The sequence below is a fragment of the Streptomyces sp. NBC_01320 genome (assembly GCF_035974375.1).
Classification (GTDB): domain Bacteria; phylum Actinomycetota; class Actinomycetes; order Streptomycetales; family Streptomycetaceae; genus Streptomyces; species Streptomyces yanii.
Window position 1 is genome coordinate 9469308 of record NZ_CP108390.1, and the last position, 21063, is coordinate 9490370.

Genomic DNA, 21063 nt, shown 5'->3' on the forward strand with positions numbered 1-21063 from the left:
CGCGCCTGCCGTCTCCCGGAGCACGGCCCCGGTGGTGGCGGCGGGGTCAGTCCGCGTGGATCGGTGGGCGGCGCTCCTTCCAGGGGACGGTCTGCTCCAGCTGGGCGGCCACCCGGAGCAGCAGGTCTCCCGGCCGTGCGCGGCGACGAGTTGCACCCCGATCGGCAGGCCCTCCCGGCTCTGCCCCAGCGGCAGGCTGATCGCGGGATTGCCGGAGACGCTGCACGCGGCGGTGAACGGACCGAACTCGAAGATGGCCCGCAGCCAGGAGCGGACGGTGTGGCGGGAACTGTGGCCTTCAAGCCCTCGCGCAACCCGGTCAACAGCCCCGTGCCCGGGGACTGCCCTGCCGAACCGACACGATGCCTGGCCCGGTCACCGCACTTACGGTGGAGGGATGGCAGTGATCAAAGGTTGGAGGCGGGAAGCGCGAGCCCGGCCCGGCGTGGTGGACGCGCTGATGTCGGCCGTGCTGTTCGTGCTGTCGGCTGCGGCTTCTGCTGTTGTGCCGGACGAGCACCGGATTGAGTTCCGGTGGCAGGGCGTGGTGCTGGCGGCGGTCGGCTGCTCGGCGTTGATGTGGCGACGGCGTCACCCGTTCGGCGTACTGGCTGTCGCGGTCGGCTGCGGGGTGTTTTTTCAGGTGCTCGGATTCCGGGAGAGCCCGCTGGTGGCAAGCCCGGTCGACGTGTCGGTCTACACCATGGCGGTGCAGACCGACCGGCGCACCACCTGGACCACCACGGCGGTCACGGCCGCCGTCCTGGTGGGGGCGGCCGTGGCGTTTGCCCCGGGATCGTGGCTGGAGCCGGAGAAGGCGGTGATGCTGGCGTGGACGGCTCTGTCGGCCGCCATCGGGGACGCGGTGCGGTCACGCCGTGCCTATGTGGCAGCCGTGGAGGAACGGGCGGAGAACGCGGAGCGGACCCGTGAGCAGGAGGCACAGCAGCGAGTGGCGGCCGAGCGGGTCCGGATCGCGCGCGAGCTGCACGACGTCGTCGCGCACCACATCGCCTTGATCAACGCTCAGGCAGGCGTCGCCGTCCATCTTGCGGAGCGGCAGCCGGAGCAGACACTCGCCGCGCTGGAGAACATCCGGGACACCAGCGGGTCGGCGCTGGATGAACTGCGCGCGACCGTAGGCCTGCTACGGCAGTCGGGTGATCCGGCGGCGCCGCGCGATCCGATGCCGGGTCTGACGCAGCTACCGGCCCTGCTGGCGTCGTTCGAAGGCGCCGGCCTGGCGGTCAGACACAGTCAGCGCGGAATCAGTGAACCTCTGGCGCCGGCGGTCGACCTGGCCGCGTACCGCATCGTGCAGGAGGCCCTGACCAATGTGCACAAGCATGCCGGCGCGGACCACGCCCGATTGTTCCTGCATTACCGCCCCGAATGGCTGACGATCACCGTCGAGGACGACGGACGCGACGGACCGCAGCACCAGCCGACCCAGGGGACGGGGCACGGGCTGATCGGGATGCGCGAGCGGGCTGCCATCGTCGGGGGCACGCTGTATGCGGGAGCCCGCCCGCAGGGAGGCTTCGCTGTGACTGCCGATCTGCCCCTGCGAGCCGCAACGGCCACGGGCGGTCCGGCAACGAACGGACCGCCGAGGAGAGATGGGTATGACGATCCGCGTACTGCTCGCCGATGACCAGGCCCTGCTGAGGGGCACCTTCAGGATGCTGTTCGATGCTGCGGACGACATGGAGACCGTGGGCGAGGCATCCAACGGCCGCGAGGCAGTGGAGCTGGCCCATGCACAGCACCCGGATGTGCTCCTGATGGACATCCGCATGCCCGAGATGGACGGCCTCGACGCGACGCGGCTGATCGGCGAGTCGGAGGACCTCGCAGGGGTGAAGGTCCTCATCCTGACCACCTTCGAGGACGACGAGTACGTCGCCGAGGCGCTGCGCGCGGGTGCGAGCGGCTTTCTCGGCAAGGGCGCGCGGCCCGAGGAGCTTCTCGAGGCCGTCCGCACGGTCGCCGCCGGGGAGGCGCTGCTGTGCCCGTCTGCCGCCCGAGCGCTGATCACGCGATTTCTGACGCAGCCGGAAGCGTGCCCGGCAGCCATGCACCAGCGGCTGGAGTGCCTGACACCACGGGAACGCGATGTCCTGGGACTTGTCGCGCTGGGCCTGTCGAACGAAGAGATCGCCGATCGCCTGTTCATCAGCCCGCTGACCGCCAAAACCCACGTCAACCGGGCCATGACCAAGCTGGCGGCTCGTGACCGGGCCCAGCTCGTCGTCATCGCCTACCAGAGCGGCCTGGTCAGCCCGGCGATGGAGCCGAGTCGCCCGGCGACATCCACGTGATCGTCGGCACGGGTACGTATCGCGTTCCGTCCCCGTGGTAGGCCGGCGGACCCGGTACCACGGACGTGGTAGCCGGGAATCGCTGCACGGGGACGATGTGCGAGGGGCCGGTCACGGGCGAGAGTGAGGTGGTGAACGGAGGTTTCGCAATGATCGAAGCCCACTGCCTTACCAAGAGGTACGGCAGCAAGACAGCCGTCGAGGATCTGTCCTTCACGGTCCGCCCCGGCATCGTGACGGGGTTCCTCGGTCCCAATGGGGCCGGTAAATCCACCACCATGCGGCTGATCCTCGGCCTGGACGCCCCAACCGCAGGGCACGTCACCGTCAACGGCCACCCTTACGCAATGCACGAAGCGCCCCTGCGCGAGGTCGGGGCGATGCTGGAGGCCCGCGCCATCCACACCGGCCGCACCGCCTACCACCATCTGCTGGCCCTGGCCGCCACGACGGGCATCCCCCGCCGGCGCGTGAACGAGGTCATCGACCTCGTAGGCCTGCGAGAGGTCGCCAGTAAAAGGGCCGGCGGGTTCTCCCTGGGCATGGGCCAGCGCCTCGGCATCGCCAGCGCCCTACTCGGCGACCCTGCCACGGTCATCCTCGACGAGCCGGTCAACGGCCTCGACCCGGAGGGCATCCGGTGGATCCGGAATCTTCTCAAGAGCCTGGCGGCGGAGGGGCGAACGGTGTTCGTCTCGTCGCATCTGATGAGCGAGATGGCGCTCACCGCCGAACATCTTGTCGTCATCGGCCGCGGCCAGCTCATCGCCGACACCTCGGTCGAGGAATTCACCCGCAGCGCGGCCCGCACCGTGGTGCGCGTACGCTGCCCGGACATCGACCGCTTGAAAGGTCTGCTTGCGGGTCCGGACGTCACCCTCACCGCCTGCGCGCCCTACACCTTGGAAGTAGTCGGCCTGACGACTGACCAGATCGGCTACACCGCCGCCGACCACGGCCTCACCCTGCTCGAACTCTCTCCCCAGCGGATCTCCCTGGAAGAGGCGTTCATGGAACTGACCCGGGACGCAGTCGAGTACCGCTCCACCGCCGCCGGGGAACCGGTCGCAGCAAGGAGCGCGTCATGACCACGATCCTCACGCGCCCGCTCGGCGCGACAGTGCGCCCCGGCAAGGTGACCCTGCTCCGGGTCCTCAGGTCCGAATGGATCAAGCTGCGCACCGTGCGCTCCACGTCGATCACCTTGCTGACCGCCGTGGCCGCGATGGTCGGGTTGGGCATGCTGGTCACGCACCTGCGGGCAGGCGACCTCAACGCCCGGGCAGTGGCGCACTTCAACGGAGCCGAGGTCAGCCTGAGCATGTACCGGCCCGCGCAGTTGGCCGTCGGTGTCCTCGGCGTCCTGATGTTCACGGGCGAGTACTCCACCGGAATGATCCATGCGACACTCACGGCCGTCCCCAGGCGGCTGCCCATGCTCGTGGCCAAGGCCGCCGTATTCACCGGCGTCGTCCTCGTCCTGATGACCGCGGCCTCTTTCGCCGCCTACTTCGGTGGCCAGGCTGTCCTGTCCTCCGCTCACACTCACCTGGCCACGCATCTGTCCGACCCCGGCGTGATGCGTGTGGTTTTCGGTACCGCCCTCTACCTCACCGTCGTCGGACTGTTCGGCGTCGCCCTGGGCGCCATCATCCGCAGCTCTGCGGGAGCCATCGCCACGTTGGTGGGCATTTTGCTCGTCCTGCCCGGACTGGGCGCCCTGCTTCCGGCCGACTGGGCTCAGCACATCGACCCCTACCTGCCCAGCAACGCCGGACAAGCCGTACTCTCCGTCGTCCCCGATCCCGCGATGGCCCCCTGGACAGGTCTCTCACTCTTCGCCGCATACGCAGCCGCCCTCCTCGGTCTCGCCGCCTGGCTCCTCAAGCGACGCGACGCCTGACCGGCGCAGGACGAAGCCGCACCGCTGTCACCGCTCTTTCGGGCCGCGGCCCTGGCCTCGGGAACACCCGGACGCGCCGCCCGCCACAGAGCCCCGAGGAAGCGGTGGTGCGGAGGGCAAGGAGGCCAGAAGACGCCACTGCATGCGCAAACCTCCGAGCCACGGCCGGATCGACATGCCACGGACAGAGCCCGCCCACCGCATCCCCGATCCACGGCTGAACCTCCTGGATCTTCCCGCTGCTGTTCGCAGCTCTCGTCCTCCTCGCCCGTTGCCGGGCCGGCCCGCAGAGCGGCGGCCCCGCCGATCGAAGGCGAACCACACCCGCCAGGACAGCACCGCCGAACAGACCACATCCACCATGGACGTCACCGAGCAGGACGCAGGATGACGCCCGCGCCTGAACCCCATAGCCGCGCCCACCGCGCGACCTCCCGCACCGAGAGGACACCCGCCATGTTCACCACACCCCAGGAATGCAGCACGATCCGTGAGCTGCTGGCCGGATACGCACTCAATGCCCTCGCCTCCGAAGAAACCACCCGGGTCCGCGACCACCTCACAACCTGCCCCGCCTGCCGGGACGAACACGACTGCCTCGCAGCGGTAAGCGCGCACCTGCCCCTGCTCCGCGACGCGCTCGCCCGCGACACCGGCCGACGGCAGCGCATATACGTGCCCGCCCCGGCGGAGGGCTGCCACACCCCCCGTCACCAGCCCCGTCGGCGTCGGCCGGCCCGGGGGGGAACGGCCAGGCAGCTCACGCTCACCCAGTTGGTGAGCAGGACGCGTGCGTCAGGCGAACCCGGCCAGCGCGCAGGAAGGAAGGCCCAGGGGCCCCGGGCGACGGCGGATGGTGCGGAGGGGCGGGCCGCGCCTCAGCCTCTCCGCCGGGTGGCCACACCCCGGCCGGCCGCGTCAGGCTGAGGCGGGCCGACCGGGCCTCGTGGTCGCAGAACGCCCCCATCGCCCGGCCGTTGAGGTTCGTTGCCCAGCACTCCTCCCGTGCCTTCGTCATCGACCGGATCGTCGTCGGAGTGCTGGTGTTCGGCCTGCTGGGGGCGGGGGTGGTCAACTCCTGACGGTCAGGCGCGGGGAACTGCGAAGGCGGTGAGTGCCGCGGTGCCGGGTCCGAGCCGGGACCACGGGCCCGGGAACAGGAGCACGGCGATGCCGGAGGTCGGGAACTTACCTCGGACCCGTGCGAGTGCCTGGTCGTCGCCTTCTCCGGCCAGGGACAGGACAAGGTCCTGCACGCCAGGCTGATGACCGATCAGCAGCACGGTCCGCCGCCGCACCGGGACCGCACGCACCACATCGAGCAGGGCGGAGGCAGTCGCCTCATGGACCCGCTGCTCGAAATCCACCGTCGGTGACGCACCGAGTTCCGCCGCGACAAGCTCCCACGTCTCACGGGTACGCCTGGAGGTAGAGCAGATGACCAGGTCGGGCACACACCGAGCATCGCGCAGCCACCGTCCGGCCGCCGGGGCGTCCCGGCGGCCCCGCCCGGCGAGTGGACGCTCATGGTCGGGTACACCCTCCGGCCAGGCCGACTTGGCGTGCCGCAGCACGATCAACCGGGTGTGCGCGGACCTGGGCACGGTCTCATCTCGCTTCCGCCGGCTGCATGCGCCCGATTCCGCGCCCGACGTTCGCCGTTACGTGCCCGGATGTCAACAGCGCGCGGGGGGCGCTCCGCGGTACGAGCGTGCAGCTCGCGAGGACGAGGAACAGCGGCTGGCCACCGGCTCGCAGAATCGTGAGGCCCACGGGCGCTCCCTCAAACTCGATGGGTCGGTTCCCCCGGGCGGGCCGGAAACCGGCCGGCCCTGACGCGACCAGTCTTGGTCGGCATCCGGCACCAGGCCAGTCCATTGCTCCACCCGGCGGACCGCGGTGGGGCTGTGCCATGAGAGGCAGCGCCGGGTCAGGCCCTGAACGACCAGGAGACGTGCCGCCATTACGAGCGCCGTCTCGTGGAATGGCACATCGCAGGGTGAGTTCATCCCGCTGGGCCATTTCTACGTGGCCGAGTCCAGCGCCGCCGCATGGCCGGAGCGGCCCACATGGGGGATGCGCGGGCGTCGGCCGAGACCTGGACGAGCTTGCCGCTCGCCACGTGCACGACGGGCGCGAGCCCGGTGAAGCTGTGCCTGCGGACCTCGCCGCCCTGGAGGTGCGCCCGCGCCGATGCCCGCTTCACTGTGGCGATGACGATCTCTGCCGGGAACCAGCGACTGCGCCTGTTGGGTGACTTCACGAGTGTGCAGCAGAGGGAGCCGGGAGGATGTGGCGCCGTCTGGTACCAGCAAGGAATGCCCAGGCGATCGCATCTCCAGCCCGACAACCCGGACCCCGGCTCCCGGCCTGGAAGGCGGAGGTACCCGAGCCGTGCGGTGTCGCGCCAGGCGATGCGTGGCATCAGGGGCCCCGAGCCCCGGGGCCTGGGCTCGCAGCGAGCACCGGCCGGCCCGACGCGGGAACTGCATGTGCCTCTCGCGCTGCGGACGGCCGCTGCCTACGCCTGGCGGACGCTCGTCGTGGGAGCTGTCGTCTACGCCGTCTTTTCCGTGCTGGGACGGTTCCACGAGGTTGCGGTAGCAGTCTTCCTCGGCCTGGTCGTCACCGCGTTGTTGCGCCCGGCGGCTGACCTCCTGGCTCGTGTGATGCCTCGGCCACTCGCCGTGGCAGTGACGCTCCTCGGCAGTATCGTCCTGGTCCTCGGCGTGCTGTCCCTGGTCGGCGAGGCGGTTGCCGGAGAACGTGCCGGGCTGGAGCGGCAGTTCAGAGAGGGCCTCGCGAGGATCGAGCGCTGGCTGGAGGCGCCACCCTTCCGGTTGAACCCCGGGGCGCTGAGCGACTTGCAGGTCCGGATCGGACAGTACCTGTCCAGCCATCGGTCCACCCTGGTCAGTACGGCGCTCAGTGGCGTGGGCCGACTGGTGGAGGTGATGACCGTGTTCGCTCTCGCGCTGTTCTGCTCGGTCTTCTTCATCCTCTCGGGCGACCGGCAGTGGGACTGGTTGTGCGAACAGCTTCCGGCGACGGCGCGGGAGCGAACGGAAATCGCGGGCCGAGCGGCGTGGCGGACGTTCACCGGGTACACCCACGGCATCGTCGTGGTGGCCACCACCAACTCCGTACTCGTGGGGCTTGCCCTCTTCGTACTCGGAGTGCCGCTGGCGGTTCCGCTGGCGCTGCTGGAGTTCTTCGCCGCCTTCGTCCCACTGATCGGCTCACCCATCGCCCTCGGAGTGGCTGCCGTCGTGGCTCTGGCGTCAAAGGGGCCGATCGTAGCGGTCGTTGTCATCGCGCTGATCGTCGTCATCGGCCAGATCGAGGGGCACCTGCTGCACCCGATCGTGATGAGCTGGGCAGTCCGTCTGCATCCAGTCGTGGTCGCACTCTCGGTGATCGGCGGCGCGATCGCGGCGGGGGTGCTGGGAGCGGTGGTGGTTGTTCCGCTCGTGTCCGTCGTCTGGTCGGTCCATCAGGCTCTCCAGCGGGCACGGAGATCCACGCAGACGAAGGCCACCCCTACGCGGTCGGCGACCGGCATGCGCGGAGGACGAGGGCCCGACCGTCCTGGTGTGTAGCGACCCGGGACCGGATTCTCGACATCCCCTCCAGCGAAAATCTTCATGAGTGCAACGTCCTCGTACGCGAAGGCGAGGGCGCAAGCCCGGCACCGTCACCGATGAGCTGTGCCCCGGCCCGCCGCTCCTCGTGCGGGCCGGAGTGAGCGCCCCGACTGATCAGTCGGGAGTCGGAAACACGAACTGCACGTCGGTCAGGTGTTCCGACAGTTCCCACAGACGGCGGCCTGTCTCGGCGTCGGCGGCCGCGGGGGACAACTGCACCCGCGTCGGTCCGCCGCGCAGCTCGGCCAGGCCGTCCGGCCCGATGAATTGACCGCTCTCCGCATTCGGGTCGGTCGCCGCGTACAGCTGTGGCAACGCGCCGTTGGCCGCGGTCTGGGCGAACAGCGGATTGCCCATGTGCCCCAGGATCACCCGCCACAGGCCGACCGGCGCACTCGTCTGCAGGTTGGTGGCGGTATAGCCGGGATGGGCGAGCAAGCTGCGCACCGGGCTGCCGACCGCGGTCAGCCGCCGGTGGAGTTCCCGCCCGAAGACGGAATTGGCGAACTTCGACTGGTTGTAGAAGGCCATGGGCGAGTAGCTGTGCTCACCGGCGAGGTCATCGAAGTGGATGCGCCCCTGTCGGTGGTTGATCGAACTCACCGTGACCACGCGAGGGTCGCGCCCGACGGTCAGCAGATCGAGCAGCAACCCGGTGAGCGCGAAGTGGCCGAGGTGGTTGCAGGCGAACTGCAACTCGTGGCCCTGCGCACTCAGCGATCGAGGCGGCGCCATCACACCGGCGTTGTTGACGAGCACATCCAGCCGCGGATGATCGGTATGCAACTGATCGGCGAAGGCGCGGACCGAGTCGAGATCGGCGAGGTCGAGGTGGCGCACTTCGAGGCGGGCGCCCGGCTGCGCGGCGGTGATTTCCGCGACCGCTCGGTGACCTTTTCCCTCGTCGCGCACCGCAAGGATCACGTGCCCGCCCTGACGGGCGAGCGCCCGGGTGGTCGCCAGACCGAGGCCGCTGTTGGCCCCGGTGACGACGAACACCCGCTTGGTCTGGTCCGGGATCTGATCGACAGTCCAGCGCTGCTCCTGTGTCATGTGGCATACGCTGCCGTTCATGGCACTTGGTGTCAAGGTGATACTTAGTGTCATGCGTGGCGTGGCGCTAGAATTGCCAGGTGAGTGCCCACCCCGAAGTCAGCCTGGCTCAGCGCAAACGTCAGCTCGTCGCCAACGAGCTGACCGAAGCGGCGCTGCAGTTGCTGGCGTTGAAGGGGTTCGACGCGGTCACCATCGACGAGATCGTGGCCACGGCCGGAGTGTCCAAGCGCACCTTCTTCCGGTACTTCGCGTCCAAGGAGGACGTGGTCGTCCAGTTTCTGGCCGACATGGGCATCGGCATGCACGCAGAGTTGGCGGCCCGCCCCATCGAGGAGCGGCCCTCCGTGGCGCTGCAGCACGCCGTCTGGGTCTCCATGGCTGCCTGCGGCGACCCCTCCGACCGGGCACTGCGAGTGGTGCAGTTGATTCTGCGTACCCCCGCTCTGCACGCACGCTTTCTGGAGCGCCAGGCGCAGTGGCGCGACGACCTGACGGCGGAGTTGGCGCGTCGCCTGGAGCTCGACCCCGACACCGATCTGTACCCGCAGTTGGCCGCCGGGATGGCGCTGACCGCCTTCGGCGCCGTGCTGCAACGGTGGAGCGGCAGCGAGGGTGCCGAGGACCCCGCCGAGCTGACCGACCGGGCCTTCAAGGTGATCGCCCCGGCGTTGGACGCCGTCGAACGGCGGGCTTCTTCCGGACACGCGCCGAACGGTGCCTGAGTCAGCTGCTTCGGCGGTCCTGGTCAGGTCCCCCGTACGACTGTTGATGCGGAAGGGGGCGAGGACGTCTCGCCCGCGGGCGGCAGAAAGCGGCATGGTGCCGGACCCTTGCCGGTTGCGACGCCGCCGCCGTGCGCCGTGCACCTGGCCCTGTCGTGGAGTTCCGTCGTTCGGGCCTCTGCACACCCCCGCCACATTGCGGGCCGACGGGCGGAGTCTGGTGTTCCTGCGGCCGACCTGCCGGGAGGCGGCCCGCAGGGGCGGATTCCAGGGGTTGAGGTGCGGGGCTGCATGACAGGAGCGGTCCTGAGCACGCCGCGCGCGAGGGCTCAGGACCGCGTGTCGGCCCGGTTGTCACGGGGCCAGTACGTCTCCGATGTTCGAACCGGTCGTGACGCCGAGCGCAGTCGGCCCGTAGTAGAGGCCGCTCGACGCGACGACGCCGGACGGCGCGCCGTTGAGGGTGAGCACGGTGCCGTCGCCCGCGTTCTCACCGTCGGACCCGATCCCCAGGTCGGCGTACCCGTCCCCGGTGAAGTCTGCGAGCGCCACGGCGGATCCGAGGCGGTCTCCCGCCTCGGCGGCACCGGCCACACCGGGCTGGTCGGTGTTGTACGTGGCGGTGGTGGTCAGTCCATCGGGGCCGCCCTTCGCGAGCAGTACCGCTCCCGCGTCGGCCTGCTCCGCACCGGCGACCGAGAGGTCCGCACCGGGAATCCCGGCCAGCAGGTCCGCGTATCCGTCCGCGTCGGTGTCGCCGACCGCGATCGATGTACCCAACGCGTCGCCGTCCCCCGAGCCGGTGCCCTGAGTGATGACGGGGCCCCCGGCGGCGGTGAGCCCGGTGGACGATCCGTGGTACGTCGCGACCTCGCCGCCGATCCCGGCCGTGGGGCGGCCGACGGCGAGATCTGCGAACCCGTCACCGTTGAGATCACCGGTGGCCAACGAGCGCCCACCGGAGCTGTCGAGGACGATCGGGGCGTCGGTGCGCAGGCCGTCGGCGGAGCCGTTGAGCACGACGAGGGGTGTAGTGCCTGCTGCCGTTCGGAAGGTGAGAGCGGCGTCTGCGTAGCCGTCGTGGTCGAAGTCACCGGTCGCGACAGCTGCGTCCTGGACTGCTCCCTGCGCCAACTCTGCCGGGAGGCCGATGGTTTGGTCGGCCCCGTCGACGGGGTATGCGCGTCCGCTGCCGGGGGCGACGGCAAGGATATCGGCTCCGCCGTCACCGTTGAAATCGCCGGTGGCGACCGCGGAGCCAAAACGCTCACCGCTCCGCTTCGGGCTGATCAGGTTCGCCTGCGCGGACAGACCATTGGCGCTGCCACGCAGCACGGTCAGCGCGCCCTCGTCGTTCGCGCCGTCGCTGAGTTCCTCGCCGGGCGCCGACACGACAAGGTCGGCGAACCCGTCGTGGTCGAGATCTCCGTATGCGGTGGCCGCACCGAATTCGTCACCGGCCTCGGTGGCGTCGGGTACGCCCGAAGTCTCCTGACCGAGCACGATTCTGTTCGCGGCGTAGGGGCCGCTGCGGCCGCCCGGAACTACCGTGACCTGGTTGGCCTTCGGAACGCCGACGGCCAGGTCGGCGTGGCCCTCGCCGTTGAAGTCGCCCTGCCGGGCAGGCGAATTCGAGGCTTGTGCGAGTGTGCGGATGGCGGGCAGATCCGCGTACAGATTGTTGCCGGGGCATTCGGTCGGGTAGCCGTCCCGGTGGCCCGAGATGCGGTTCAGTGTGACCTTCTGGCCTGCGGTGTACTTCCCGTTGGCGGCGGCTGCAGTGAGCACGACGGTACCTGCCGGGTTGATCCCGTACAGGCCCAGCTTCCAGGCCGCGACCTTCGCGATGGACTCGCGGACGGCCGGATTGGTGGTGGCCGTGTTGTAGTCGCCGAGGACGGAGATGCTGCTGGTGTCCGTGTTGAAACCGTACGTGTGCGCTCCCTGAACGGGCTTGTCGATGCCGCCCGCCCGTCCTTCGAAGACGGTGCCGCACTTGTCGACGAGGAAGTGGTAGCCGATGTCGTTCCAGCCCTCGCTCTGCACATGGTAGTTGAAGATCCCGCGGATGATGTCGGGGGACTGGGCGCACGTGTAGCTGTTGGTGCCGGCGGTGTGGTGGACGAAGACCGCTTTGGTGTCGGTCATGTACGTGGGCGGGTCGGCGACCATCGACTCGTCGGCTCCCCAGCCGGAGCGGGGAGTGACGGCCGGCTGCCCGGCGGCGGTCGCGCCCGTGGCGGACATGACCGAACGCGTCGTAGGGGCCCCACTGTTCGGATCGACCAGCTCGACGCGCAGCCCGGCCGGGAGATGTTTGCCGCTGATCCGGACCTGGACGCCGTCGGACGGGCCGGTCCACAGCGGCTGTGTACCCCCGCGCACTCCTGCCTTGGTGTGCTCCGATCCGACCTCGGGGGTACGTACATCGGTGTCGAGAGGACGCCAGCCGGACCAGGTGCCGTCGGCCCGGGTGCGCACCTGTGCCACACCGCCGAGTTGAGCGTTGCGGTCGTCCCAGGTGACGCCCACCATGCTGAAGGGCTCGGTCGTGCGGGCCGGGAGCGCATGCAGGCCGGGTCCGGTGCCGGGGACGGCGACGGACCGGACGCTGCCCGATCGGGTGCTGGAGGCGAATGCGGCGGGGGAGGCAGGGAGGCCGATGGCGCCAAGAACCACCGCGGCTGCGAGCGCAGTGCGGTTGACGATGCGCAGGGTACAGGTCATCAGTTGGTGCTCTCATTCGTGGGGGTCGGCGCGGGCAGCGTGCCGGTACAGGTGGCGCGGCCGAACTTGCCGTAGGCGGTGGCGCGTTGAACGTGTTCGCCCTGGATGGCGAGGGTGCAGCCGGCCCGGCCGCCCTTTGGACCGAGGACGATGTTGACGGACGGGTCCTTGCCCAGGGGGACCTGGACGGTCTTCTTCCAGGGCAGCTCGACGCCGGATTCGACGGTGGCGTCGCCGTCCTCGTTGCGCGAGAGATACGAGATCTCGACCGTGCCCTCGCCCTGAACCTCGTACGTCACCTCGGCGGTGGGGACGGCGCGCGGCTTCGGCTCGTCCTGCGTGTTCAGGATGCCGTAGCCGACGAGACCGGCACAGGCGAGCAATAGGCCGGCCGCGATGGCGATCGCCCCGCGGTCCGCCTTCCGCGCAGCAGTGACGACTGCGGGAGCCCCGGCCGATTCGGCCGTCCCGGCAGTACCGGAGGCGTCATCGTTCTCGGCGCCAGCGGTCGCTTTCGGTGTTTCCGTAGTTGACATGGAAGTCCGGCTTTCGGGTCGGTACGTGTTCCTTGGGCGATTGCACTCGGTACAGAACCCGGGGTTATACACCATGCGAATCCACACAGTCGAGCGGACGGAAATATCGGACGAATCTCGTTCGGTCCGAGGGGCAAGTGTCCGGAATGTTACGAGGGTTGACGGGTCGAATGGCCCCCCGATAAGAATCGCGCCGCCGCGGTCGACTTCCGTCGGAGCGAGGGGACCGGTGTCTCTCGGGGCGCCGCTGACCAGTGGTTTGCTCCGAACGTGCGCCTTTTCCTTTCGGTCGTGGCTCGCATGCGCAGAAATGCGCAAAGAAGCAGCGAGGTAAAGCGTGAAAGTTCTGTACAGGAGATATCTCTCCTGTCTGATTGTTTCGGCGGTGGCAGGTACGTTGCTGCCGCAGGTCGCGTATGCGGCCCCGGTGTCGTCAGCCAAGGACGATGACAAAGGTGTCGTGGACACCATCGCCGAGTGGTTCTCCGACGGTGATCACGAAGACCGCAAGCCGCCTGTCGGCGCCAAGCTGGAGATACCCAGCCGTCAGAAGCTTCCCAAGGGCAAGAAGCTCGCGAAGCCGAAGCGGGGCAAGGAGCTGACGGGGCGGCGTACGTCGCAGGCGCGGTTCTGGCAGTTGTCGGACGGGCGGGTGGAGGCCGAGCTGTCGGCGGTTCCTCTGTCGTACCGGTCCGGGACGTCGTGAAAGCCGATCGACACGTCGGTGCGTGCCACGCCCGAAGAGGAACGCGAGCGCCGCCCCCACCGACTTCACCACCAAGACCGACTACGACCTGAACCACCGGCCACCGACCGCGACCAGGACGCCGAGCTGGAGCGGCTGCTCGCTCTCGGCGCCAGGCCCGTCGACGTCGGTCAGACCGGAACCGAGAGCTGGCACGTCCTGGCCGACCCGGAAGGCAACGAATTCTGCCTCCTGCACACCTTGCTCCAGCCCCTCTGACCACGTGCGTCCTGGCGATGGCCGTGCTGACTCTCCCCCTGCGGGTGGAGGGCGGCGCCGCCGCGACCGGCACCGCGGTCATGGTGGGTGTCACCGCCGCAATGTTCGAACTGGCAGCACGATGGGTGCACATGGGATCGGAAGGAGAAGAGTTGATCTCGCAGAGTGCCTGGCGACGCCGTCATGTTGTGCCGGTGGCGAAGGAAGAAGGGCTCACCCGGGGCGGCCAGGTGTTCCGCCTCGCAGGTGCCGAAGGCGACTGCGCCCTCCTTGAATTCCATCCGCACCGCATCGACCTGCGGCGGGAAGTCTTTTTCGTCCGAGCTTCCATCGTCCTGGCTCCCCAGCGGGGTTGGCTGTACCGCAAGCACTGGGAGCAGGCGCGAGAGCGGCCCGCGCTCCCGGCCGAGGCTGTGGCGGAGTGGGAGCTGGTCCCGCCGGTCGCGGTCGCGCATGAGCCCGGGGCGGACATGCCGGCCCGGAGCTACTGGGCGTACGGGGCGGGGATCGAGCCGGAAGACTGCGCTCGTGAGCTGACCCGGATGCTGCGCGAGGAGACCGTCCCCCGGATGCGGCGGCTGCTCGACCGGGCCGCACTTCTCGCGGAAATCAAGGACCCAGCGCCGGATATCCGCCGCCGGCGTCCGCCGGGCTGGGCCGAGGTCCTCCTGAACGTGGACCAGGTGATCCCGGCCGACCTGGAGCCGCTGTTTGAGAAGGTCGAGACGGACTATCCGCTCGCGGACGAGTTCATCGACTGGGCCCGCGCGTATGCGACGGCACACACCGCGAACCGGTAGGAGCCGGCCGGCGCGACGCGTCACCCCGTGGCCGTCCACTGAGCACATGCTTGGTGGACGGCCACAGGCCATTCGCCGGGGGAGCGGTTGCACGTCGCGCAGGGCCCCTGGTCCGGGGCGCGGAAGGGGCGCCAGAGAGTGCGGTACTTCTCCCGGGGCCGACTGGGGCGGCGAGACCTGCGTCGTGCGGCGGTATCGCGGTCGCGGACGGGGCGAACCTGGTACGCGACACAAGTGGCGACCCCTCCGACACCGAGAAGAAGTCCTTGGACGGCCATTTCGCCTACCTCGCCGTGCTGGTGCCTGTGGCCGCCGCGGTCGCGGTGGTAGCAGCTGCCGTTGTGGCCGTGGCCGACGAGCCGGCCATCGACGCCGTCGACGATGCGGCCGAGGACCCGCGGTCCTGGACGATTCTCGGCAGCGGTCACCATGACGACTGGTGTGAATTCAAGGGAACCCTGACGGAGTACCTGGCCGGGCTGGTCACCGGGGCGGTGCCGCCGGACGGCCTACCGCCGGACTTTCCCGGTGCGACGCCGGCCATCGAGGCCGACTGACCGTTTGGGCAGGGTGTGAACGAACCGGCCCGTGGAATCGCTTCCGCGGGCCGGTTCGTATGCCGGGGCATGTCAGGGCAGGCGACGCCCGACTGCGGATCAGGAGTAGAAGTTGCGCTGCCACCGGTGCTTGGCCAGCACGGCGAGCTGGTCGGTGGTGAGCGGACGCCCGTCGCTCAGGGCCGTGTTGCGCTCGACGTTGCGTACGGTGCGCATGCCGGGGATGACGGTGGATACCGCCGGCGAACTCAGTACGAACCGCAACGCGGTCTCGGCGATCTCATCGGGGGCGATGGCGAGGTCGGCGACGATCGCGGCCACCCGCTGTTCGACCTGTGCCGGGCGATCGTCGCGGAAGTAGCGGTTGCGCCAGTCACCATCGGGGAACGTGGTGCCCGCGGTGATCCGACCGGTGAGGCCACCCTCGTCCAGGGCCACCCGCACGATGACACCGACGCCGTGTTCCTCACAGGCCGGGAGCAGCGTGTCGGCGGGTGCCTGGTCGAAGATGTTGTAGATGACCTGCACGCTGTCCACGGCGCCGCTGCGTACGAGTGCGAGTGCGTTGTCGGGCTGGTGGTCGTTGATGGAGACGCCGAACAGGCGGATCTTGCCCTCCTGCTTCAGTGCGGCGATCGTCTCCAGCCAGTCGCCGCGGCCGACCCAGTCGTCGCTCCACACATGGAACTGCAGTACGTCGAAGTGGTCGAGGCCGCTGGTGCGCAGACTGGTCTCCAGGCTGGCGCGGATGTGCTCGCCCGGGAACGTCTCAGCCGGGTCGAGGCCGTCGGGCGCCGGCCATGTGCCGTTCTTCGGCGGCACTTTGGTCGCGACGCGTACCTCGTCGCCGGCCCGCTCGCGGACTACCCGGCCGACGATCCGCTCGCTCTCGCCGTAGCCGCGGGCGGTATCGATGAAGTTCACACCGAGGTCGATGGCGCGGTGCAGGGCCCGTACGGACTCGTCCTCCGTGGCACCCACCCAGCTGGACTCACCGATGCCCCACGCGCCATAACCGATCTCGGACACGGACAGTCCACTTCGCCCCAGCTCGCGGTAGCGCACAATCATCCTCCACGTCATGGTCCTCGTCCTGGTCGAGCCGAGGCTTCCGCCAGGAATCACGTTGACGATAGGCGACGTGGGTGGCAGGGGCAGGTGATTTTGCGCGCCCGCTGTCGTGGCCACGGGTGCACCCGTCAGCGTGTGCGCGGTGGGCCCGGCGCACCAACGACCGGTCGACCGCCTCGACCGGCGGGTCCGTGACGGGTGGGTTCCGACCGCCCGATGCCGCGCTCAGGAATTCATGGAACGACGACTCTCACGTTCCCGTTCCGTGCCCGGATCAACTCATCGAGTTCGGCGCCGCCCACTTTCTCAAGGCCGGTGTTGCCCTGCGCGCGGAGCTCCGCGAGTCGTACGGCGGCCCCGCAGGTCTTCCTGGCGCCGTACGCAGCCTTCGTGAGTAACTGGTCCAGTTCTGCGGCGAGTTCCGAGGGGAGCGGGAGCCTCGCGTCGAGGTACTCGGTGACGTCGAAGAAAGGCCAGGCGTCTTCCGCACCGTAGGCCTGCGCCCACAGGGCGGAGCGCCGCAGATACTCGTGCATCAGTAGGCGGCGGGACTGCGCATGCCCGAAGGCGTAGTCCCAGTCACCGGACCAGTCGACGGCATGAAGCCGTTCCAGCGTGGTGAGCGTCGGTTCGTCGGTCACAGGTCCAGTCCCTTGGTGTGACGGCTGCTGCTGTCGCGGAGTGAGGGAATCGGGCGGTCGCGGCCGCGGGAGGCCTGGGGTATACGGGAACGGCGGCGCTGCTGATTGTGCCGAGAGGAAGCACGGAGGTGGCCGACAAGCGGCGGGCACGCAGGTGTGCCACGTGGATAAGCCGTACCCGCGAAGAAGTCACGACGTTTCGGGCCGACGGTGTTCCTGCTCGGCGTGGTGATGGCGCTGGCATATGCCACTGCGATTATCCGGCCATGGCGGTCAGTGTCCGGACGTGGATGTGGGGGACGTCACCGTCTTCCCGTTCATCGCGCTCATTGCGTACTCGGTCGTCCTCGGTGACCGCGCGCCCGATGATTCAACCGTTTTCCGGGGCGGAGTCTGACGGTCCTGGAGGCCGGGGCGGAACGGCTGCGAGGGTGCGCGGCAAGGCGCATCGGCGAATCACTGACGATTCACAGGACAGGTTTGAGATGTTGCGCTCCGATTTCGTCGACCGCGTTCACTGAACGTGGATTGTCTCCCTCTTTCATAGCGACAGGATCGAGCGCGCATGGTCCGAACTCTGCCGAGAGCCCGGGCACGGGCATCAGCGCTCGGGCTGCCCCTACGAGGGGCCTACTGGTTGTTCTGGTCGGGGACCACATGGACCGCCGCTTCCTCGGCGGAGGCCGCCGCGCCGTCGATCCCCATGTCGAGGGCGATCATGCACCTCTCATCGTCTCCGTGCGCGCCCTCGTCGGGCGCGACCAGTCGCCCCGCGCGCAGATCACCGACCTCCCCGTCCCGGACCTCACCGTCCGTGTCGGTGACATCACCGATCCCGTCCCCGTCCGGGGCGTACACGTCCGGCTCCTCCTCGCTGAGGCGCTGGTCGAGACTTTCTCCCTCTCGCTGCTCAGCCGCAGTGACACCATGGTGTTCCACGGCCCATGGCCGCTCAGGGGGTGAATAGCCTGTGTCGAGCGGGTCCTGGCCCGCCCTGTCGTCAAGGGTGTCGGCCGGGTCCAGCAGCCCGGCGTCGTCCTGCACCTCCGAGCCGTCCGGCTGGTAGACCTCGTCACCCATCGTGGTGTCGCCGTCCATGGCACCTCCACTGTCGCGAATGAATCGTCGGGACAACCGTCCCACTTCGCGCCATGTCCTCTCTATCATCATCTGGGGTGTCGGCCGTCGGGACGACCGGAAGCGCGTCGGCGTCCCGACGCACTGCTCAGGGGAATGCGCCGTCCACGGGCAGAATCTCTCACCGAGGCGCCGTATGGGGGCGGTCGGAAACGCGCGGGAGCCGCCGGGCCCAACGTCAGCCGACGTGGACGCGGGGCCGCAGAGCGGGTTCCGGCTCCGCCCGGCGCAGCACCTCGCGGGTCACCGGGGCGACCTCGCCGTCGCCGAAGACGAGTAAGCGCAGCAGATGGCTGACCGGGTGGCCCTCGGTCCAGTTGAAGTAGGCGTGCGGGACCTGGCCGGTGCGGTCGCGCAGCTCCATCAGGACGGCCGCGATGGTGTTGGGCACCACCGCGCTCTCCATCCGCAGCCTGCGCACTCCGTGCCTCTCGTCGCCGTGCACGGCCACCGTGGCGGTGAAGTCGGAGGAGTCCTGGATGAAGACCTCCAGGAAGAGCACGGGGCGGCCGTCGGGGATATGGGTCTGCTCGCGCTGGCTGTACTCCTTCGCACGACACGCGACCGTGCTGTGCTCCTGCGGCTCGTTGGCGATGATCCGGAGTGGTCCGGCCGCTGCGGCCTCGTCGATCAGCCGGACCGCGTTCTCGTCGAAGGTCACCGCCGCGGCGCGCAGCTCGAAGGCGCGGTGGATCCGCGAGGCGGAGAGTGTCAGCAGGATGGCGATGATGAACAGCGAGGCGATCTTGATGCCGTCGGGCCGCTCGACCACGTTCGTGACCAGGGTGTATGCGAAGACCGCGGTGATCGCGCCGAAGCCGATCATGGCCCAGCGGTTGCCGCGACGCTGCACGGCGACGGCAGACGCGAAGGAGGCCGACAGCATCAGCACCAGCACACCGGTCGCGTAGGCGCCGCTCTGGTCGTCGACGTTGGCATTGAACCAGATCGTGATGAACACCGCGATCGCCATGAAGACCAGCACCAGTGGCCGCACCGCACGCGTCCACTCCGGCGCCATCCCGTAGCGCGGCAGATAGTGCAGCAGGAAGCAGTTCATGATCACGGCGGCGGTGGTGAGCAGCTTGCGGGTGCCGCGGATCCGGCCCGCCGGATTCTCGTACGTGTCCGTCGCGTCGCCGCGCACCTGGGGCATGACGGCGACACCGGTTTCGGATCCGGACATGCCGAGCGCGAGCTTCGGGAAGACCAGCAGTGCGACATCGATCATGGCCAGCGGTGAGGAGTGCTCCAGGGGCATCGCGTCCGTCCAGTCGCCGATCCTGACCGGGTGGGTGAGGATTCGCCAGGCGGATCCGGCCAGGACGACGACGTTGAGGAGCAGATACGTCGCGACGAGCACCACCGCGATGCCGATCGCCTCACGGAACCCCTTGAGGAAGACGAACTGCGGGTCGTGGACCTCGGCCCCGGCATACCGGACGAGGCGAAGGACCGTGTCTTCGAACCCTTCCAGCGTCACGGCGACGTCCCGCGCGGCTCGAGTGTGGGCCTCGGCCTGGCGGTGGCCCGCGGCTTCACCGAGGCGATGGGCGGCACACTGGCCGCCGAGGACACACCCGGCGGCGGACTCACCATGGTCCTGACGCTGCACACGGCCACCGTCCGGGCGGGGGCCTCTCCGGATCTTCCCGTCACCGCGACGACATGGCGCAGGCCGCTGCGGGTGAGCGGTTTCAGTTGCGGCCGATCTCCCATGTGCCGCCGTCGGCCGAGGCGCCGCGCAGACCGTCCAGGGCATCCACGCCGACGAATTCCACCATGCGCGGGTCGGCGAGCGAGGCGAATCCGAAGGTGCGCCCCGGATCCCAGCCGAGGGATCGGCGCAGGCGGCGGAGCAGGTGCGCGACGCCGGGCGGGGCGCCTGCCAGCACCCAGGCGTCCGGGGCCTGCGCGGTCAGGCGTTGGGCCGGTCGCAGCCAGGAGGCGGCCTCCTCCGGCCAGTCGACGACTGTCAGCACGTCTCGGTCCAGGGCTTCCCACGCCCGGATGAACGCTTGAGCCGTCGCACGGGACGCGCCGTCGCGGGCGTGCCCCACGGCGACCGACCGGACAGGTGAACGCATGGACGTCAACAGAGCGAGCAGCGACGTCAGTTCGGCATCGGTGTGCGCGGCAAGTGCCGGAGCGCCGGTCACCATCAGGCCGCCTCGTGGAAGACCAGGCCGAGGGTGCGCCTGCGGCCGGAGCGGATGGTGCTCACGCCGTGCCGCATGGGGCCTTTCGACCAACCGCGGCCGGACCGCACCGGGCGGTCTCGGGTGGTGAAGATCAGGCCGTGGCCCTGGAGCAGTGTCGTGGACGATCCTCTCGACTGGGCACGCGGACGCTGTTCGGTCATGACGAACTCACCGCCGCTGTAGTCGACTCCGGGGGCGTCCAGGCCGATGACGACCTGGAGCGGGAAGAGCATGTCGCCGAACACGTCCCGGTGCAGGGCGTTCCAGTCGCCGGGTCCGTATCGCAGCAGGATCTGGGCGGACCGGGACTGTCCGGCGTCGTGGCACATGGCCACCCACTCCTCAAGGGTGTCGGGCCAGGGCGCGGCCCCGCCCAGCCTGTCGGCCCATCCGCGGGCGATGGGCAGCAGCCGCGGGTAGAGCGCCTCGCGCAGCTCGCGTACCGGTTGGGGCAGGTCGTGGGTGAAGTAACGGTACTGGCCGGAGCCGAAGCGGTGGCGGGCCATGTCGACGGTGGAGCGGAACCGCTCGGTCTCGTCGTACAGGGCGGCGATCGCACGGCACTCGTCAGCGGTGAGGATCCGGTGGGTGAGTGCGCTGCCGTGCTCGGCCAGTTCGTCGCTGAGCGAGGGCCAGTCCGCTGCGGCGACGCGGTCGGTGATGCGGCCCGGCGGGCGGGTGGTGATCGTGGTCATGGTGGGGTTCCTTCGCTGTGCGGGCGGGGCGCCGCCGTTTCCCTGTCGTCCCACCTTCGAGAGTCGGCCCTCGGGGCCCTTGACCGCT

Annotated in this window: 19 protein-coding genes and 4 pseudogenes; 12 read left to right on the forward strand and 11 right to left on the reverse strand. The window is 69.4% G+C overall.

From position 1 onward, the window contains the following. Positions 1-183: 183 nt before the first annotated feature. Positions 184-264: pseudogene (locus OG395_RS43130) on the reverse strand (hypothetical protein); the annotation flags it as partial. A 133-nt stretch (positions 265-397) separates the two neighbouring features. On the opposite strand from OG395_RS43130, the gene OG395_RS43135 reads away from it, so the two are divergent. The 5 genes from OG395_RS43135 to OG395_RS43155 all read left to right on the forward strand — a co-directional run bounded on the left by OG395_RS43135 (position 398) and on the right by OG395_RS43155 (position 5151). After that, entirely contained in the window at positions 398-1654 is a 1257-nt protein-coding gene (locus OG395_RS43135; RefSeq protein ID WP_327247771.1) for a sensor histidine kinase, read from the forward strand. After that, entirely contained in the window at positions 1626-2321 is a 696-nt protein-coding gene (locus OG395_RS43140; RefSeq protein ID WP_327247772.1) for a response regulator transcription factor, read from the forward strand. Before OG395_RS43135 ends, OG395_RS43140 begins: the two co-directional genes overlap by 29 nt. Positions 2322-2470: 149 nt before the next feature. Beyond that, a complete protein-coding gene (locus OG395_RS43145) occupies positions 2471-3409 on the forward strand; it encodes an ATP-binding cassette domain-containing protein (RefSeq protein WP_327247773.1) in 939 nt (312 codons plus the stop codon). Continuing rightward, the gene (locus OG395_RS43150) at positions 3406-4224 is read left to right on the forward strand and encodes an ABC transporter permease (RefSeq protein ID WP_327247774.1); all 819 of its coding nucleotides are present in this window, start codon (positions 3406-3408) and stop codon (positions 4222-4224) included. The genes OG395_RS43145 and OG395_RS43150 overlap by 4 nt, the downstream gene beginning before the upstream one ends. Before the next feature lie 456 nt (positions 4225-4680). Next, positions 4681-5151 (forward strand): zf-HC2 domain-containing protein, encoded by a 471-nt coding sequence (locus OG395_RS43155; RefSeq protein WP_327247775.1) that lies wholly within the window; start codon positions 4681-4683, stop codon positions 5149-5151. A gap of 158 nt (positions 5152-5309) precedes the next feature. On the opposite strand, the gene OG395_RS43160 is transcribed toward OG395_RS43155, so the two are convergent. After that, positions 5310-5828, reverse strand: a complete 519-nt coding sequence (locus tag OG395_RS43160) for a SixA phosphatase family protein (protein WP_327247776.1) — start codon at positions 5826-5828, stop codon at positions 5310-5312. A gap of 810 nt (positions 5829-6638) precedes the next feature. Here OG395_RS43160 and OG395_RS43165 point away from each other — a divergent pair. Next, positions 6639-7823 carry an AI-2E family transporter gene (locus tag OG395_RS43165; protein WP_327247777.1) on the forward strand — a complete coding sequence of 395 codons (1185 nt, stop codon included), beginning with the start codon at positions 6639-6641 and terminating at the stop codon, positions 7821-7823. Between the two features lie 159 nt (positions 7824-7982). Here the strand turns inward: OG395_RS43165 and OG395_RS43170 are convergent, their stop codons facing one another. Then, complete coding sequence (locus OG395_RS43170) at positions 7983-8921, reverse strand: oxidoreductase (protein ID WP_327247778.1); 939 nt, start codon at positions 8919-8921, stop codon at positions 7983-7985. An 80-nt stretch (positions 8922-9001) separates the two neighbouring features. Between OG395_RS43170 and OG395_RS43175 the strand changes: the two genes are divergently transcribed. Continuing rightward, the gene (locus OG395_RS43175) at positions 9002-9646 is read left to right on the forward strand and encodes a TetR family transcriptional regulator (RefSeq protein WP_327247779.1); all 645 of its coding nucleotides are present in this window, start codon (positions 9002-9004) and stop codon (positions 9644-9646) included. A gap of 354 nt (positions 9647-10000) precedes the next feature. Here OG395_RS43175 and OG395_RS43180 read toward each other — a convergent pair whose 3' ends face one another. Beyond that, positions 10001-12373, reverse strand: a complete 2373-nt coding sequence (locus OG395_RS43180; protein WP_327247780.1) for an FG-GAP-like repeat-containing protein — start codon at positions 12371-12373, stop codon at positions 10001-10003. Further along, positions 12373-12909, reverse strand: coding sequence for an MmpS family transport accessory protein (locus tag OG395_RS43185; RefSeq protein WP_327247781.1), 537 nt, complete (start codon positions 12907-12909; stop codon positions 12373-12375). Before OG395_RS43185 ends, OG395_RS43180 begins: the two co-directional genes overlap by 1 nt. 385 nt (positions 12910-13294) lie before the next feature. On the opposite strand from OG395_RS43185, the gene OG395_RS43190 reads away from it, so the two are divergent. The 4 genes and pseudogenes from OG395_RS43190 to OG395_RS43205 all read left to right on the forward strand — a co-directional run bounded on the left by OG395_RS43190 (position 13295) and on the right by OG395_RS43205 (position 15230). After that, positions 13295-13615 (forward strand): hypothetical protein, encoded by a 321-nt coding sequence (locus OG395_RS43190; RefSeq protein ID WP_327247782.1) that lies wholly within the window; start codon positions 13295-13297, stop codon positions 13613-13615. Positions 13616-13714: 99 nt separating this feature from the next. Then, positions 13715-13873 (forward strand): annotated as a pseudogene (locus OG395_RS43195) (VOC family protein); the annotation flags it as partial. A 17-nt stretch (positions 13874-13890) separates the two neighbouring features. Continuing rightward, entirely contained in the window at positions 13891-14673 is a 783-nt protein-coding gene (locus OG395_RS43200) for a hypothetical protein (RefSeq protein ID WP_327247784.1), read from the forward strand. A 266-nt stretch (positions 14674-14939) separates the two neighbouring features. Further along, on the forward strand, positions 14940-15230 hold the full coding sequence (locus OG395_RS43205) for a hypothetical protein (protein ID WP_327247785.1): 291 nt from the start codon (positions 14940-14942) through the stop codon (positions 15228-15230). Between the two features lie 99 nt (positions 15231-15329). Here OG395_RS43205 and OG395_RS43210 read toward each other — a convergent pair whose 3' ends face one another. From OG395_RS43210 to OG395_RS43225, 4 genes and pseudogenes are all read right to left on the reverse strand, one after another. After that, positions 15330-16295 (reverse strand): aldo/keto reductase, encoded by a 966-nt coding sequence (locus OG395_RS43210; RefSeq protein WP_327249639.1) that lies wholly within the window; start codon positions 16293-16295, stop codon positions 15330-15332. A 239-nt stretch (positions 16296-16534) separates the two neighbouring features. Then, the gene (locus tag OG395_RS43215; protein WP_327247786.1) at positions 16535-16942 is read right to left on the reverse strand and encodes a hypothetical protein; all 408 of its coding nucleotides are present in this window, start codon (positions 16940-16942) and stop codon (positions 16535-16537) included. Between the two features lie 630 nt (positions 16943-17572). Further along, positions 17573-18040 carry a DUF5709 domain-containing protein gene (locus OG395_RS43220; protein ID WP_327247787.1) on the reverse strand — a complete coding sequence of 156 codons (468 nt, stop codon included), beginning with the start codon at positions 18038-18040 and terminating at the stop codon, positions 17573-17575. Between the two features lie 217 nt (positions 18041-18257). Continuing rightward, positions 18258-19484, reverse strand: a pseudogene (locus OG395_RS43225) (amino acid transporter); the annotation flags it as partial. Positions 19485-19496: 12 nt separating this feature from the next. Here OG395_RS43225 and OG395_RS43230 point away from each other — a divergent pair. Further along, positions 19497-19637, forward strand: a pseudogene (locus OG395_RS43230) (ATP-binding protein); the annotation flags it as partial. A 139-nt stretch (positions 19638-19776) separates the two neighbouring features. On the opposite strand, the gene OG395_RS43235 reads toward OG395_RS43230, so the two are convergent. Both OG395_RS43235 and OG395_RS43240 read right to left on the reverse strand, forming a co-directional pair. After that, positions 19777-20241, reverse strand: coding sequence for an ABC transporter substrate-binding protein (locus tag OG395_RS43235; RefSeq protein ID WP_327247788.1), 465 nt, complete (start codon positions 20239-20241; stop codon positions 19777-19779). Beyond that, positions 20241-20975: a 2OG-Fe(II) oxygenase gene (locus OG395_RS43240; RefSeq protein ID WP_327247789.1), complete on the reverse strand. Its 735-nt coding sequence runs from the start codon at positions 20973-20975 to the stop codon at positions 20241-20243. The genes OG395_RS43235 and OG395_RS43240 overlap by 1 nt, the downstream gene beginning before the upstream one ends. Positions 20976-21063 lie beyond the last annotated feature (88 nt).

Excerpts from the sequence above, each read along its gene's own strand:
- OG395_RS43135 (WP_327247771.1), top strand. The coding sequence starts at position 398 with ATGGCAGTGATCAAAGGTTGGAGGCGGGAAGCGCGAGCCCGGCCCGGC.
- OG395_RS43200 (WP_327247784.1), top strand. The coding sequence starts at position 13,891 with ATGGCCGTGCTGACTCTCCCCCTGCGGGTGGAGGGCGGCGCCGCCGCG.
- OG395_RS43165 (WP_327247777.1), top strand. The coding sequence starts at position 6,639 with ATGCGTGGCATCAGGGGCCCCGAGCCCCGGGGCCTGGGCTCGCAGCGA.
- OG395_RS43180 (WP_327247780.1), bottom strand. The coding sequence starts at position 12,373 with ATGACCTGTACCCTGCGCATCGTCAACCGCACTGCGCTCGCAGCCGCG.
- OG395_RS43240 (WP_327247789.1), bottom strand. The coding sequence starts at position 20,975 with ATGACCACGATCACCACCCGCCCGCCGGGCCGCATCACCGACCGCGTC.
- OG395_RS43140 (WP_327247772.1), top strand. The coding sequence starts at position 1,626 with ATGACGATCCGCGTACTGCTCGCCGATGACCAGGCCCTGCTGAGGGGC.
- OG395_RS43185 (WP_327247781.1), bottom strand. The coding sequence starts at position 12,909 with ATGTCAACTACGGAAACACCGAAAGCGACCGCTGGCGCCGAGAACGAT.
- OG395_RS43170 (WP_327247778.1), bottom strand. The coding sequence starts at position 8,921 with ATGACACAGGAGCAGCGCTGGACTGTCGATCAGATCCCGGACCAGACC.
- OG395_RS43235 (WP_327247788.1), bottom strand. The coding sequence starts at position 20,241 with ATGGTGACCGGCGCTCCGGCACTTGCCGCGCACACCGATGCCGAACTG.
- OG395_RS43145 (WP_327247773.1), top strand. The coding sequence starts at position 2,471 with ATGATCGAAGCCCACTGCCTTACCAAGAGGTACGGCAGCAAGACAGCC.
- OG395_RS43150 (WP_327247774.1), top strand. The coding sequence starts at position 3,406 with ATGACCACGATCCTCACGCGCCCGCTCGGCGCGACAGTGCGCCCCGGC.
- OG395_RS43220 (WP_327247787.1), bottom strand. The coding sequence starts at position 18,040 with ATGGACGGCGACACCACGATGGGTGACGAGGTCTACCAGCCGGACGGC.
- OG395_RS43155 (WP_327247775.1), top strand. The coding sequence starts at position 4,681 with ATGTTCACCACACCCCAGGAATGCAGCACGATCCGTGAGCTGCTGGCC.